The following is a 15,035-nucleotide window of genomic DNA, read 5'->3' on the forward strand; positions in this document are numbered from 1 at the left end:
CGACCTCCGTGCCCGTTCGCCCGTTCGCCCGTTCGCCAGGACGGGGGAGTCGAAGCCGCTCGGCAAAGGCGGACGTGGTCGCGCTGGGCAGTCTCCCACGGTGGACCTTCCAAGGAGTGCTTCCGAGTCACGTCCGGCCGCGCCCCGCCCAGGCCTGCACGGTCACCCGACACCAAAATGGCGGACGCGTCGAACTCGCCTCGAGCGCACACCTCAATGGGACATTTCCGGACAGCTGTTCCCCTTGGTCGGACGCTAGTGTGCTGTCCGCGAATGTTCACGGGCAGCGCGCTGGTAGCTGTCTGGGCTGCGGCTGGCTGGTTGGGGCTGGACTGGTCGGGGCTGTGGCTGGGCTGGCCGGGCCGTCGCTGGCTGGCGTCCGCCGCCGTCCGCTGGCACTCTCCGGTGTTGTCCGGGCACCGTTCGAGGTCACGCGGCCTCGCGGGGCTGGTTGCGACGGCCGATCTCGCCGCCGTCACGGGCCGTTGCCGGCGTCGGTGGGCCTGGTGGGGCGGATGGGTCCTTCTACAGGGATGAAACAGACAAAATTTCGGTTTGACCCCTGTAGAAGGACCACGTTGATCGACACGCCCGGGATTATCTCGACCTGCCGAGCCAATGTGGTCACGGTGCGTCACACTGGTCGCCGGGTGCAGGTCGCCGGGTGCAGGTCGCCGGTGCCGGGTGGCTGCCTCCGGCCCGGGAGGATGCGCCCGCAGTCACCCCGACACCCCGGCACCCCGGCGCCCGGTCACAACCGGAAACGTTCATGGACGGCGCACTGGCGAAGGCGCACCACACTCGCCAGCGAAAGCGGAGCGGAGCGGTGACGTCGCTGTGACCCGGCGTGAATTGTCGGGAAGTCGTTTTCCGCACCCGGGCACCCTGGATGCCCCACCGAAGATCGGCGGCCGTACGGACGATCACGATCGTCGCGGCGGGTTCTCGCCGGGCGTCTCGCCGGGGACGGGTGTGCACAGTCGCGTCAGACCACGCCGTCGACACCCGGCGGAACCGACCACCGATCGGACGAAGGCCGATCAGATATAACCAGCGGACGGGCGACGGCTACCCAATACTCGCCGACAATCGTCATCCATCCCTTTCCACCCAAAGGTGGGGACGCGGCCCGACGGTGCCACCGGCATGTCCGCGGCCGGCGGTCGGGCGACCTGCGGTGCGACCAGGCCAGAAAAGCGCCGAGGCGGTGCCGGTTTCCCGGCGGGCGATCCCTGCGGAACAACTGATCGGTGGAAAGAAGATTTCGTGCGCAGTTCGGTGGTTCGTGCGCAGTTCGGTGGGCGGTGCCGTCCCAGGAAATCAGGTCTGGAGGAATCGGGTACCGCTGGCCGAGAGCAGGAAACCCCGGCCTCGGCCGGGCCCGCTCGGTGGGTAGGTGAAGTACCGGCCGCTGATGGGATCGGACTCCCCCGGCTCCGGTTCCAGCACAAGGCGGGTCGGCGCCGATTTCAGTCGGCTCGCCGACGACGTGTAGTCGGCGGTGCGCAGTTCGCCGATGCGCGCGGTGACGACCAGCCGGACCTGCGGGTGGCGTTCCTGCAGGAAGGCGTTCAGGCTGTCGCCGAGCCGGGTCACGTCATCGACCAGCAGCAGCGTGGGCCGGCCCGCATCGGCGGCCCGCTGGGCGAGGGTCGTCGCGGCGTCGAGGTCACGGACCCGGTCCGCGGCCGAACAGCCGGTCAGCGGCGAGTCCACGGGGGCCGCCGCGTAGATCGCCACCGTGCTGCCCAGACCGGCCCGGGCAAGCTCCGCCAGCCGGCACAACAGCGTGCTCCGGCCGCTGCGGGGCGGCCCGTACACCAGCGCCGGGCTGGCTTCCGCCAGTTCCAGGCAGGCCGGCACGACCTCGCCGCCCTGGACGGTGAGCCCGACCGGAAGCACCAGCACGTCACCGGCGCGGCGCACACCCCCGTCCACCGTCAGGTCGTCCGGCTCGACGACGGCGGGCAGAGCCCGGACGCGTCGGGGCCCGGCCCCGGCTCCGGCATCGTCCGCCCAGGTCGAAGGCGATGCCGGCCGGACCGTATCCGGGATGGCCACCTGGACCTCCATCAGCAGATCGTTGCCGGTGGTCCACAGGCCACGGCCGGGCTCACCACGCGGGATCGCCCGCCGTCCGATGGCAAGATCGCCATAGGCGTTTCGGTCCGCGAGGCGCAGTACGAGCCGTTGGGGCGCGCGGGCGGCGATCTCGCTGCGCACCCGGGTACCGACGATGGACGCGGCGACGGCCACCTTGGCCGCCGGCCCCGCGCCGATCACCGCGGCGAAGTCCGCCAGCACCGCGATTCCCTGTTTGGAGCTGACGGACTCGTGCGCGTTCAGGAAGCCACCCAGGTTGTCGATCAGCAGGATCGACTGGGCCTCGGCCGCCCGCCGCGCCGCGTCCAGTGCTCCCAGTCGGGCGATCCGGGCCCGCAGGAAGGCCAGCAGGTTCGCCTGCCGTTCCAGCTCGTCGCCGAGGATGACGTTGCCGGCGCAGTGCGGGAGCCCGGCGAGGTCCTGCAGGTCGCCGCCGGCGAAGTCCAGCACGTACAGGTGCAGCGCGGTCGGCGGCAGGGCGGCGGTGAGACTGGTGGCGAGCGAGGTCAGTGCGGTGCTGGCCCCAGCTCCCGGAGCACCGAAGACCAGCAGGTTGCCGGCGTCGAGGTGCCAGGCGACGGTGGGTTGGCGGGCGTGCTCGGACTCGTCGGGACGGTCGCCGCGGGCGAAGTACGCCGCGAGCCCGGCGGGGCGGCCGGGGATCACCTCGCCCGCCCGGGCCCGGGCCCAGATCTCGTCCAACGTCAACGATGCGGGCAGCGCCGGCGGCCAGACGTCCGCGACGGGCCGTACCTGGCGCCAGCCCAACGCCAACCGGTAGGCCTGTCGCACGCCGGAGATCAACCTGCCCAGCTCGGACCGATCGTCGACCTCGCCGGCTCCAGCCGCTCCACCACCTCCATCCGCTGCCACGCCCGTCCCGCCGACGCCGCTTCCGGCCCCGATGGCGGCGATGGCCGTGCCGCCCACTCCACCCAGGCTGACCCTGCCCAGGGTGACGCCGCCCGAGCCGGCGCCGTCCAGGTTGGCGCCGTCCGAGCCGAGGCCGTCCAGGTTGGCGCCGTCCAGGTTGGCGCCGTCCGAGCCGAGGCCGTGCAGCAGCGTGAACGATGCGAGGCGGACCGTATCCTCCTTGGTGGCCTCGACGGGGCCGGATGGGTAGCCGGCCTGGAAGGCGAGCACCTGGTTGTCGATCCGGGCCAGTCCGCGGCCGGGCGTGGTGAACCGGGCGGCGTCGGGCAGGTCGATCAGGCGCACCGAGTCCTCGACGTCGAGGAGTTTGAGGGTCATCCGTAGCTGGGTGTTGCGTTTGATCTCGTCGTAGTTGCGTACCGAGGCGGGGCTCTGCGTCGCGAACAGCAGGTGCACGCCAAGCGAGCGGCCTCGTTTGGTCAGGTCGATGATGGTTGCCAGCTCGTCGGGGAGCTCGTCGGCGAGGATCTGGAACTCGTCGATGATGACGAGGAGTCGGGGCAGTTCGTCGGCGATCTGCTCGATCTTCTGCGCGCCGCGGGCGAACAGCAGCCGTTCGCGGCGCAGCAGCTCGGTGCGCAGGTAACGCAGGGCCCGTGCGGCCTCGTGCAGGTCGGTGTCGCTGACCAGGCCGACGCAGTGCGGCAGCCGGGTGAGCTCCTGCAACGAGGTGCCGCCCTTGAAGTCGAACAGCCCGATGATCACCTGGTCGGGTGAGTACCGGGTCGCCAGGCCGACGACGATCATCTTCAGCAGCTCACTCTTGCCGGATCCGGTCGCACCACCGAGCAGGCCGTGCGGGCCGTGGCGGACGATATCGAGCTCGAACGGCCCGTCCTCGCCGAGGCCCACCGCGATCGCGAGGCTGCCGGGGTCACGGCGGGCCGTCGCCCAGTGCCTGCGGATGGCCTCGCCAAGCCGGTCGGACGGCTGCGCCAGGTCGAAGGGGACGAGGTCGGCCAGGCGCACCCCGGTGGGCAGCGGCGCCTCCCGCTCGGCGACCAGCGGATCGTCCAGGCGCGCCAGCATCCGCGCGCAGTGGTCGGCGTCGTCCGCGTCGAGCGGTGCCGGGCTCGCGCCGGGGGTGACCCGGCCGGTCCTGATGTCGGCCTGGGTGAGGGTGCCCTCGGGGCCGAACTCGATCAGGGTGGTGGTCAGATTGGGGGGTGGGCCGGCCACGATGAGGGCCGACGCGTCGGCCGCGAGCGCCCGGCGGAAGGCGAGGCTGGACCCGGGCCGCAGCCGCGGGCCGTCGACGATCAGCAGCGTGCGGACCGCGTGTATCCGGTCGGAGGACGCGCCGGTCGCCAGGTTGAGCGGCGCCGGGGAGCCGGTACCCGCAGCTGCGCCCGCACCGGTCAGCCAGGCGGCGGCCTCGTCGAGGGCACGCTGTGGGTCGGCGGCGGCGTCGATGCGCCGTACCCGCAGGTCCCCGCCGGTGTCGTCGCGCAGGTGCGGGAGCCACTTGAGCCACTCCCAGTCGGTGGTGTCCTCGACCAGCAGGCCGATCCGCAGGTGAGCGGGCCCCTGCGCGCAGCACGCCTGGCAGACCGCCGCGCGGACCAGGCCCAGCACGTCCGGCCGTGGGCCGCGCAGTGTCACGAGCTCGCCACGGTCCAGGCTGAACGTGAGCGGGACGGGCGTCAGGCCCCCCGAACGGGCCACCCGTTCCCTGATCTCGGCGGCGGCCTGGTCCCCCCGTTCGACCGGTGGACGCCAGTCCAGGTGCCCGACGGCGACGAAGACGTCCAGAAAGTCGCTGTCGGTCGGACCCCGCTCCCACAGGGCGGCACCCAGCTGGTCGGCCAGGTGGACCCAGTCTGCGGCCGTCGGTGTGACGTCCCAGCGGCGACGCAGCTCCTGGCGCCGTGCCTCGGCCAGCCTGGTGTCGAACGCGGCGAGTTCCGCCGCCCGCTCGGCGACGCCGCGGCGCACCTCCCGGCGGCGACGCAGCCGGCTCTCCACGAACGAGAACACCACGATGATCGCGCCCAGGGCGGACATCAGCGCGTAGACCGCCTGCCTGGTCATGAGGAACAGCAGGCCGGCGAGGACCAGCGGCGCGGCCAGGGACGCCCAGTTGAACGGGCTCGCCCGACCCGGCTCCCGGGGCGTCGGCGGCAGCGCGACGACGTCCGGCGCCCGCGGCGGCACCGGACGGGCGGTGCGGTGAAAGGGCACGGTCGGGCGATGCCTGGTCGGCACGCCCAGCGCCTGGCCCGACCGGGCCACCTCACCGCCCACGCGGGTCAGGCGCAGGGTGGTGCCCCAGATCGCGAGCACCGCGCCGGGACGCAGCACCTGGTCGTCCGCGAGGATCTCGCCGTCCACGGTCAGTTCGTCGACCGCCCACCGGCAGGTGACCGCGTCGCCCGCCACGGTGAGACCGGCCGCCGCCTCCTGACGACTGCCGAGTTCGACCAGCGGCCCGTCGAACGGGTCGACGACCAGCGACACCGCCTGCCCCTGCGGCACCTCCGGCACCGCCAGCCGTGACCCGGCGCCCGGGCCGGCGACGACCACCAGTTCCCACCCCGCGAGGTACGACGTCGACGCCACCCCGGGCAGCGCAACGGCCAGTTCGGCGCGAGCAGCCGACTCGGCGGCAGCAACCCCTTCAACGCGAGGGGCTGGTTCGGCGCGAGCAGCCAGTTCGGCGCGGGGCTGCGGTGCGGGGGCCCACAGATCCATCGCCGACCCGGCCGCCACGACGCCACCGCCCGCCAGCTCGATCGTCGGCACCCACTGGGAACCACCGTCGACGTCCAGCCCGATCATCGGCACCCACCCGGAACCACCGCCGGCCGGCAGGCTGGCCCGGGCTGGCCTCCCGGCCAGTGCCTTCCGGTACCCGGAGTGGTACCTGGCCACGGGCTCGGCCGGCGCCACCTCGACGCCGTCGACGATCCCGCAGATCGCCACCGGCACCTCGGGCCCGAACGACTCGCCCTCCACCACCAGCCCGAACTCGCCGAGCGGCCCGAACAGCGCGGTACCCAGCTCCCGCACGGTCGCGTCCGCCCGGATCTCCACCGACCAGTCCCACGCCCCGCCGCCCATCGCGACCGCCCGCATCCTGATGATCATTGTGTGACCATCCCTGTCACATGCCGCTCCCACGCATCAGATGCGACCATCTCCTCGACCGCCAGCCACCTGAACCGAGCATCCTCCAGGCCGCAATCACGCGCGACAGGTTCTCGTTTCAGCTCAGCGGTAACGTTCAAAAATAGCTTCCGCTTTTATGGGAACATCACACACGGCCCGCGACTGGTTTTCAGGAAGAAGACTGAACCGAATTCTCTCGACGTCATTGACCAGGCCATGGAGAGCCCGTGCGTCCGAGCGACTCACAGCACGAACGGCACAGGTGAGACCCTCGAACACCGTGCGCGTCTCACCGATGTCGATCTGGCCGGAAGAAACATGAACGCGAAGGTCTGCAGTTCTTCGAAAATTCCCGGATCGATCACCTGATTACCACAGTCACCACTCGACCCTCCAATGACCGTCGACCCAGTCGCATACTTCATCGAATTCGATGCCGACCATTCCGTATTCCGATTTTCCCGAGTTTCGATATCGAGGGCGAAGTTTTCCGTAGTACTTCGTCAGCACTTATCCGATCGTCGCCGCATGTCTACCCGCGCCTATCTCGCCGTTACCCGTCGTGCGTGGTCGCGTCCTCGACGGCCTGTAGAAACCAGGCCCAGAAATTCTCCCAGCTCCGACTGCTGCACCAGTGTCTGCTCGGGGCGTCGACGGCAACAGTTTTCCCGGCAGCCGGGTGCTGGCAGACGACGTTATCTGGCATTTGCGGTACTGGTTCACCGTTCTGCACAGCCAGCCACACACACGGCGTTCGGTCCCGGGATTTGATCCTTTCGTAAATTAACTGTAACGCCTAAAGATCATTTCTGCTTTCACAAGAACATCGCGTACAGCCAACCGTTGATCCTCGGGTAGCAGACCGAATCGAATCATTTCAATATCATTGACCATATCATGGAGAGCCTGCTCGTCCGGGCGGGCCACATTTGCAAGCAAATAAGTCAGAGCCTCGAAATTCGTGTAGGCCTCATTTATTTCGATCTGGCCGGAAGAGACGCCCGCACGGAGCACCTGCAACTTCCGGAGAAGATCTGCATTACTCACTTCGTCATCACCGTTACCACTCTACCCTCCGGACTCAAAACGACTACGATGCCGCCCCCGTCATGGCGGACGTTACCGCCCATCTGAACCATGCCTTCTGTTCGACTTATAACATCCTCAATATACCTCGGGGCTACACTGCGGCCATAGTCCCCACCGGCCTGGGAAATCTGCGGAAAACCTCCAGTACTGCCACCTTCATAGGGCCCGGGTTTAGCTGAATACCGGAGTCCACTCGGTTGCATTCTGTCCACTGCATGTCTTGAGTAGAGACGGCTCCCGACCTGGGCGTACTCTCGGCCGTCGGCGGTGAATTTCGGATAGCTCTGCCAGGATGTCCAGAGAATTTTGTCGTCGGCGACGGTCGGGGCCAGGCCCCTGATCGCTGTGGGCCTGCGGACCGTGGCCAGACCACCGGCACCGGCACCGGCCAGGCCTCCGGTGGCGACGCCGAAGGCGAGCTCGCCGCCGTCCAGGTGGCCGGGGTGGGAGAGTTCCTGCGCCATGAGGTCCCCGGCTCCGCTGGACAGCGCACCCGCCCTGGCGCCCGCCAGGAAGCCGGCGTCCGGGAACAGTTTCGTAGCAGCGCCGCCGACACCTCCACCGACGCCTCCAGCAAGCCCGGCGACAGCTACCGACCGGGGGTTGAAATTCCCGGTGACAAGACCGAGGCCGCCCGAGGTGGCGGCGCCGATGAGAATGCCGGCTCCGGCCACCTGGCCGCCGGGGACAAACATCAGGCCTGTCCCGGCAGCGATCACCAGGCCGGCGCCGATACTGTCCCACGGGGCCGTCCGGATGTTGTCCCAGGCCTTGCCGAACGTGTTCTTGCCGGCATGTGACCGATACTCGTCGTAATCGTCGTCGCTCAGCGGACGCAGCCCGGTCGGGTCGAGCATGCCGACCGGGTTGTTCCACGCTTCGTGGAAGGCGTTCGCCGCGCCCGGCAGGCCGGGAACATGCTCGAGCGGATCCGGGGACAGAAAGGAGCGCGTCTGTGGGTCGAGAACGCGGGCGCGCTGCCAGAGCAGGCCGTCGAAAGCCAGCTCGCCGCGATAGCCGAGCCCGGCCGATGCAGGGGAAGCCGGGGGGGAAGCCGGGGATGAGCCGCGAGCGGCCGCTGCGGCACCGCGCGTGGGCAGTGGCTCCCCCCACGGATCATGGCTGCCGACTGAGCCCTGCCAGTCGACGTCATGCCAGCGGCCGGACCCAGCGCCGTCCGTAGACCCGCCCGCGTGGACGCCCGGCGTCGCGGGGCCGATCACACCGATGGCCGATGCGGCGCGGACGTAGGTGGTGTCGCCGAGCCCCTGGACCTGCCCCGGCCAGCTCACCGGGTCCCAGCAGACCATGGTGCCGTCGATCTGCAACAGGTCACCAAGGGCGTCGGTGACCAGGCGGGTCGTCCGCTTGTTCGACCGGCCGCCGCCGACAGCATCCGACGGGCTGTGGCTGACCTCGGTCAGGCGGCCCAGGGCGTCCCAGTCGTACCGGGTAGCACCGGCCGGCCCGTCCGCGGCCACGCGCCGGCCGCCCGCGTCGTAACGGTAGCGGGTTGTTCCGGCGGTTCCGAGGCGGCGTTCGACGAGCTGGCCGGCGGCATCGTAGGTGGACCGGATGACACCGGCCGGATCACCGCGATCCTCGGCGACCAGCCGTCCGCCCAGATCCCAGGTCAGGGTCTGCGTGCCCCACGGCCCTTCGGCGGTGACCAGCTGGCCGGCCGCGTCATAACCGAAGCGCAGCTCACCGCCACCGTCGACCACCCGCGTGATCCGTCCCGCGGCGTCACGTTCCACCGTCCGGTCCGGAATACCGACCCGTCCGTCGGCGTCCCGTTCGATCCGCCGCACGCCGAGCGCCGGATGCTCGACGGAACACAGCCAACCGTCGGCGTCGTAGTCCTGGCGCACCGGCGGTGTGCCCGCCTGGCCGAGACGAACGCAGCGGTCGTCCGCGTCGTACTCCCAGTCGAGTCGGCCCGCAGCGGTGGTGCGGGCGACCAGCCGACCGGCCACGTCGTAGGTCAGGGAGACACCCCGATCCGGCCCCGCCGAACCAGCCGTTGCCGTTGTCGTTGCCCGGATCAGGCGGTCGGCGGCGTCGTAGGCGAAACGCGTTCGAGGCTCGGCATCGTCGATCAGACCTTCACCCACCAGCCGCCCGGCCGCGTCCCGCCACCACCGCCGGCCGACACCGTCCGCACCATGCCAGGCCTGGACCGCACCACCGCCGGTCCGGATGACAGTGGTGGTCCGGCCACGTGGATCGGTCGTGGCGGTCGGCCGTCCGACCTCGTCATGACGCAGCTCGTACCGTCCACCCAGCGGATCCGTCCAGGCAGAGAGCTGGCCTCGGACGTCGTACTCATAGTGGGTGACGGCGCCGAGGGGGTCGGTGGCGCTGGTCAGGGCGCCGCGGGCGTCATAGGTGTAGCGGCGGACGGCACCGGTGCCATCGGTCACGGTGATCGGCAGCCCGAGCGGACCGTGCTCGATCGTCATGCGCCGCTGACCCGGGCGGGTCAGCGCAACAACCCGACCGTGGGCGTCGTACTCCCAGGTCGTCTCGCGGCCAGCGGGGGTGACGAGGGCGGTCAGCCGGCCGGCGTCGTCCCGCCGGTAGCGGGTGCATGCCCCGGACGGGCTGATGGTCTGCACCCAGCGGCCGGCCCGGTCGTAGCTGTAGGACTCACGCCGGCCCAGCGGCGTGATGGCAGCGGCGAGACGCCCGCCGGGAGTCCATTCCAGGGTGCGCCGGCCGCCGAGGGGGTCGGTGACGGCCACGACCCGTCCACGGGAGTCGTGCTCGTAGTGGGTGGTGGCGCCGGCGGGGTCGGTTTCGGTGATGATGGCGCCGGCCGGGTCGTAGGTGCGTTGCCAGACCCGCCCGTCCGGGCCGGTCCGCCGGATCGGCCGGCCGGCCTCGTCGTAGTCGACCTGCCAGGCGTTGCCGTCGGCGTCGGTTTCGACGGTCGGGTGGCCGTCGGCGTCGTGGTCGCGGCGGAACGTCGCGCCGGCGGGATCGTGTGCGGCGACAAGCCGGCCGAGACCGTCGTGGTCGAAGTGGAACGTCTGGCCGTCGGGAGAGACGATCCGCGCGGTGTTGCCGAACAGGTCGTAGGCGAAGCCCAGGGTGGCACCCAGCGGGTCGGTGACCTGCTGGACCCGCCCGTGCGGGCCATACGTCGACGCCCACTGTCCCCCGGCGGGGTCGACGTAGCCGTCGGGACGGCCCGCGGGCGTGTAGTGGTGTTCGCTGCCGGCCCCGTCCGGGCCATGCTCCCGGGTCACCCGCCCGGCGTCGTCGATGTCCCACCTGCGGGTCTGGCCCGCCGGCCCGGCCAGCTCGACCAGCCGGCCGGCCGCGTCGTAGCGCAGGCTCGTCCGCCCGCCGCCGGTGATCCGCACCTCGACGAGCTGGGCGTCGTCGTCCCAGCGGAACCTCGTTGTGACCCCGTCCGGATCGACGACGCAGGTGGGCAGGTCGTCGTCGTTGACGGTGAGCCGGGTCAGTGCGCCGGTTGCATCGACGATCTCCACCGGGGTGCGGGCGGTGCCGGCGTAAACCCAGCGGGTTCGATGGCCACGCGGATCGGTATGACTGGTCAGGCGACCGAGGGTGTCCCACGACCAGCGTTCGCTGATGCCACACGGCCCGGCGCGGCGGACACGATTGCCCGCGTCGTCGTAGTCCATCGTCCAGCGGGCACCGGAACGTTCCTCGATCCCCCGCAACCGGCCGGACTCATCGAACACCCGGTGGAACGGGCGGTCCGCGTCGTCGACCACGGCCACCAGCCGGCCGGCGGAGTCATGCCGGTACTCGTTGATCGCTCCACCCGCCGCATCCGTGACCAGGGTGCGATGGCCCTCGCGGTAGGCGAACTCGACGAGACGGCCCTCGGGAGACAGCTGGGTCAGAACCCGGCCGGCCTCGTCATAGGTGGTAAGGGCCAGGACCACGCCGTCGGCATCCACCATCTCGCTGAGAGGGCCGACGCCAGAGCCGACACCGACGGAACCGGTGACGGCGCCGGCGGCGCTGGTCTGGTCGGCGTAGCGGTAGTGGCGGGAGCCCTGCGGGCCACCGTCCACCGCGACCAGGTTGGCGTGCTCGTCATAGCCATAGCGCACCTGCCGGCCGTCGCTGGACCGCACCATCGTGATCAGGCCAGCCGCGTCGTCCCAGACGATCTCGCAGAACCGGCCCGAGCGGGGATATGACAGCCGGACCAGCCGGCCACCCGACCAGGTCAGCAGCAGCTCCGCACGATCGACACGCACCCGCACCGGACGGCCGTCCGCGTCGTACCACCAGGTCTCCCCCGGCCCACGCGTGAAACGAAATCCCGTGCCGTCGGCGGACAGGACAGCATCCAGCAGCGGCAACCGGCTCGGCCGGTCCGGACCAGGCCGTGCCACCAGGGAACGCACGCCATCCGGGCCACGCCAGTCGATCTGCTCGTCGCCGACGTCGAGTGCGGTGTCAGCCCAACTGGACCATCCCCACCCGTGCGCGCCGAGTCGATCATGGGCTCGGGAGTTGTACGTTCGCCGCCACCCGGCCGGCGCCGCCCGACCCGGCAGCGGAAGATCCAGTTCCTGCTCGACGAGGTTGCCGTTCGCGGTACACACCGGATCGGCGGCGAAACCACTGTCCGGCGTGTGGCCCAGCAGATGCGGCTCGTCCACGGTCAGCGACGTTGTCGGCAGCGAGCCGACACCGGCCGCCGCCAGCCCGGCGGCGATCCGACCATCATCGACCGTGACCGGGCCAGCAGCCGTACCCGCCGAACCCCGATCCGCCGCGACGAACGCGTCCTTCACCGTCCCGACGAAACGATCCCGCTGTTCGGCGTCGGCCAGATGCGTGGTGAGCTTCGCCCACAGATCCGGATGCGTCAGGCTGTACTGCGCCCCGAACCGGGAAACCACCTCGTCGTAGTAGGCCCGCACACCCGCCGCCGCCGTCGACAACGTCGTACGAGCCGCAGTGGCATCCGTGACGTACGTGCCCAGGTCCTCGGGATCCGCGGAACTGGTGGCCACCACGATCCTCTCTTCTTCCTGGCAGTGGCGGGTTGCGCCTGCGCTTCGCGGACCGATGGCCACAGACCCCGGGCCCCTTGGCCCGGACAGTTTCGGGTCAACCAGCCGGGCACACCGCGGTGCCGCGCGCTTTACAATTCACCGGACAGTGCACTGACGACCGGGGGGCCACCATGGATGTACACGGCGGCCAACATGTGGTCTTCGACTTCGACGGAGCCCTTGAACTGGCCCGACGACTGTGGGCCCTCGCCGACAACGTCGACACCTTCCGCGGAAAACGCGACACCGCCGCAACCACAGCACTGCGCCACTGGCAGGGCCGATACGCCACGGAGTTCCGCAACAGCGTGACCACCGAACAGGGAAGCGACACACATCTCAGCACCGCGATGCGGGACGACGCCCGGACCCTGGCCGTCCTGTGGAGCCAGGCGATGGCCGAGGAGGCGAAAGTCCGGTACGCCGACCACGTCACCGAGAAAAAGCAGCACCGCAGCTTCTTCCATCGCGTCGAGGATGCCATCCTCGGTTCCGACGACGACTACGGGCCTGAGCCCGGACCGTTCGCCGTGCCGCAGCCACCCGCCTTCATCACGACCGGCTGCCTCCCGGTCTACGGTTAGGATAGGAACCGCGCTCCGATCCCCGCCACCGCCCGAATCTCCGGCCTCGCCTGTCAGCCGGGAAGCGCTGCGGCGCAGAACAACGCGTGGTACCGGATGACAGCGCGGACAGGCGCCGGGCACCCGGCTCAGTTGCCGCCCGCGGTCATGATGTCGGTGTTGATCTGACTGATCTTCTGCTGCAGCTGGCCGAGCTGGGTGACCGCGTTGTCGAGCGCCGTCCTGGTCTGCGGCCAGATATCGGTACGGAACTGCACGGCAAGACCACCGTCCCAGTTGTTCGGGTCGCTCAACAGCTGGCCCTCGTTCTTCAGGTTCTGGATCTCCTGACTGAGCCCGGAATTGATGATCTGCTGCATACGCCCGATCGCGTCACGTGCCGTGTCGGTGGAGACAACCCGAGCCATCGATTCCCATCCCCCTGCATCGATTCAGCCGCCGCGGCCATCATAGCCACACCACACGACCAGGCGGCGGATCTCCACCCTGACCAGGTACCTTCCACCCGGACACACCTGCAAACAGCCTGGTCAACGAGCCTGGACCAGAGGATGACCCGATGCGGCCACCCCGGAGAGTCGCCTCTTCGCAGGCCGTCGGCGTTCTCGCCGATACTTTCCTGTCGTTCTCTCCGACGGGATCGACTTTACTGCCCCACGTTGTTGCGACCAGCTCCGGAACAGCCGAATGCGGCCGACCACGTCTATGGTCAGGTGGTCTTGCGGCCCATGCCGCAGCAGACGGCCAGCGCCCCCGGTTCGGTGCCGGGGTCGGGTCGCCACAGCGGAGTCGACACCACACCCGGTTCCAGCAGGTCGAGACCGTCGAAGAACCGGGCGATCTGCTCGCGGGTGCGGGAGTGGTATGCCTGCGCTCCGGAGTTGTCGGCGTAGTCGGCGAGGGCCGCGTCGCGGCGCGGGCTGGACTCACCGTCGTTGAGCACCAGATAGCTGCCCGGCGCAAGCGGGTCGAGCAGCCGGCGCACAAGCGAACGCGCCTGCTCGGCATCGGCGACGTGACCCATGATTGCCCAGCAGCATCAGCGCGACGGGCTGAGTGAGGTCCAGGGTCCCGGCGGCGGCCCGAAGAATCGTCTCGGGGTCGTGCACGTCCGCCTCGATAGAGGCGGTGGCCCCCTCCGGCCGGCTCGTGAGCAGGGCGCGGGCGTGCACCAGTACGAGGGCGCCCCCGGGTTGCAGACGTCCGCACGGGGGAACTATCAGCTCGTTGGTGTCCCGGGTTCGCGGAGACCGACCGCGTCGTGCCGCCAGAACGGTTCCGGGTAGACCAGTGTCCCCGTCATCCACGGCTGATAGCCGCCAAGCGTGACGACCTGGAAGGCCTCGTCCGGAATACGCAGCGACGGCTTGCGGAAGCCCAGCTCCCCGCCGGGCGCGAAGCCGAAGCGACGGTAGTAGTCGGGGTCGCCCTCGAGGAAGACCAGTGGCACCGCGGACGCGGCGAGGAGCTCGAGACCGCGGTGGACGAGAGCCGAACCGACGCCGTTCCTCTGGTGTGCGCGTACGACCGCCAACGGGCTGAGGACCTGGACCTCGACCAGCCGCCGCGGCGCGTCGAGCAGGCCGCGGGTGAACATCACGTGGCCGATGACCTCGCCCTCGTGCTCAGCGACAAGCGAGAGGCCCTCCACCGACGTGAGGGTGGCACGGAGGTCGTCCACCAGGTCCGCCACAACCGCCCCGTGCTCTACGCCGAACACCTGGGTGACAACGTCGCGCACCGATGCCCGATCACCGACCAGTTCGCGGCGAAGATGCACCATCCGGACGGTAGGGGCACCCGGTGACGACGGCAACTTTGCCCGCGCATCGTTTTCATGCTGTTGCGAGTGCGGCGAAGGCTGCGTCGAGCAGGTCGCCCAGGTCGAGGTGGCCCTCGGATGCTGTCCAGTGGTCGATGGCGATGTCCAGGCAGTCCAGGGCGGCGGCACTCGTACACTCTCGGCTGCAGGCCGGTCGCGCAGGGCGTCGGCTACCTGTTGGCCCCGCGGCTCGAAGGCGCCGATGACGGCGTCCTCCTTGGCCTCGAAGTAGCGCAGGAAGGTGTTGCGCGATACCCGGGCACCCTAGCCTCGGGCTTTCACCGGGGTGATCGTCTGTTGGGTTGCCGCAAAGAGGAAAGTGCTCCTGAACAGGGAGGATCGGGC

General features: G+C 70.0%; 8 protein-coding genes and 1 pseudogene. 1 reads left to right on the top strand and 8 read right to left on the bottom strand.

The features are described 5' to 3' along the window. Positions 1-1,320: 1,320 nt before the first annotated feature. From ND747_RS01785 to ND747_RS01795, 3 genes are all read right to left on the bottom strand, one after another. Positions 1,321-6,123: an FtsK/SpoIIIE domain-containing protein gene (locus ND747_RS01785; RefSeq protein ID WP_251731172.1), complete on the bottom strand. Its 4,803-nt coding sequence runs from the start codon at positions 6,121-6,123 to the stop codon at positions 1,321-1,323. Between the two features lie 804 nt (positions 6,124-6,927). Then, a complete protein-coding gene (locus tag ND747_RS01790) occupies positions 6,928-7,191 on the bottom strand; it encodes a hypothetical protein (RefSeq protein WP_251731173.1) in 264 nt (87 codons plus the stop codon). After that, on the bottom strand, positions 7,188-12,242 hold the full coding sequence (locus ND747_RS01795; protein ID WP_251731175.1) for a DUF6531 domain-containing protein: 5,055 nt from the start codon (positions 12,240-12,242) through the stop codon (positions 7,188-7,190). Before ND747_RS01795 ends, ND747_RS01790 begins: the two co-directional genes overlap by 4 nt. 173 nt (positions 12,243-12,415) lie before the next feature. Here ND747_RS01795 and ND747_RS01800 point away from each other — a divergent pair, with 173 nt between their 5' ends. Continuing rightward, positions 12,416-12,868, top strand: a complete 453-nt coding sequence (locus ND747_RS01800; protein WP_251731177.1) for a hypothetical protein — start codon at positions 12,416-12,418, stop codon at positions 12,866-12,868. A gap of 128 nt (positions 12,869-12,996) precedes the next feature. Here ND747_RS01800 and ND747_RS01805 read toward each other — a convergent pair whose 3' ends face one another. From ND747_RS01805 to ND747_RS29980, 5 genes and pseudogenes are all read right to left on the bottom strand, one after another. Continuing rightward, positions 12,997-13,275, bottom strand: a complete 279-nt coding sequence (locus ND747_RS01805; RefSeq protein ID WP_248814091.1) for a hypothetical protein — start codon at positions 13,273-13,275, stop codon at positions 12,997-12,999. 302 nt (positions 13,276-13,577) lie between these two features. Further along, complete coding sequence (locus ND747_RS01810) at positions 13,578-13,892, bottom strand: SAM-dependent methyltransferase (protein WP_251731178.1); 315 nt, start codon at positions 13,890-13,892, stop codon at positions 13,578-13,580. Continuing rightward, positions 13,795-14,175 (bottom strand): SAM-dependent methyltransferase, encoded by a 381-nt coding sequence (locus ND747_RS29630; protein ID WP_308204539.1) that lies wholly within the window; start codon positions 14,173-14,175, stop codon positions 13,795-13,797. The genes ND747_RS01810 and ND747_RS29630 overlap by 98 nt, the downstream gene beginning before the upstream one ends. After that, on the bottom strand, positions 14,088-14,651 hold the full coding sequence (locus tag ND747_RS01820) for a GNAT family N-acetyltransferase (RefSeq protein ID WP_251731181.1): 564 nt from the start codon (positions 14,649-14,651) through the stop codon (positions 14,088-14,090). The genes ND747_RS29630 and ND747_RS01820 overlap by 88 nt, the downstream gene beginning before the upstream one ends. 52 nt (positions 14,652-14,703) lie before the next feature. Beyond that, positions 14,704-14,951, bottom strand: a pseudogene (locus ND747_RS29980) (hypothetical protein); the annotation flags it as partial. Between the last annotated feature and the right edge of the window lie 84 nt (positions 14,952-15,035).

The organism is Frankia sp. R82 (assembly GCF_023716925.1).
Classification (GTDB): domain Bacteria; phylum Actinomycetota; class Actinomycetes; order Frankiales; family Frankiaceae; genus Frankia.

What these genes read in the sequence shown, in the direction of transcription:
- ND747_RS01785 (WP_251731172.1), bottom strand. Translation starts at nt 6,123, where the DNA reads ATGATCATCAGGATGCGGGCGGTCGCGATGGGCGGCGGGGCGTGGGAC.
- ND747_RS01800 (WP_251731177.1), top strand. Translation starts at nt 12,416, where the DNA reads ATGGATGTACACGGCGGCCAACATGTGGTCTTCGACTTCGACGGAGCC.
- ND747_RS01805 (WP_248814091.1), bottom strand. Translation starts at nt 13,275, where the DNA reads ATGGCTCGGGTTGTCTCCACCGACACGGCACGTGACGCGATCGGGCGT.
- ND747_RS01810 (WP_251731178.1), bottom strand. Translation starts at nt 13,892, where the DNA reads ATGGGTCACGTCGCCGATGCCGAGCAGGCGCGTTCGCTTGTGCGCCGG.
- ND747_RS01820 (WP_251731181.1), bottom strand. Translation starts at nt 14,651, where the DNA reads ATGGTGCATCTTCGCCGCGAACTGGTCGGTGATCGGGCATCGGTGCGC.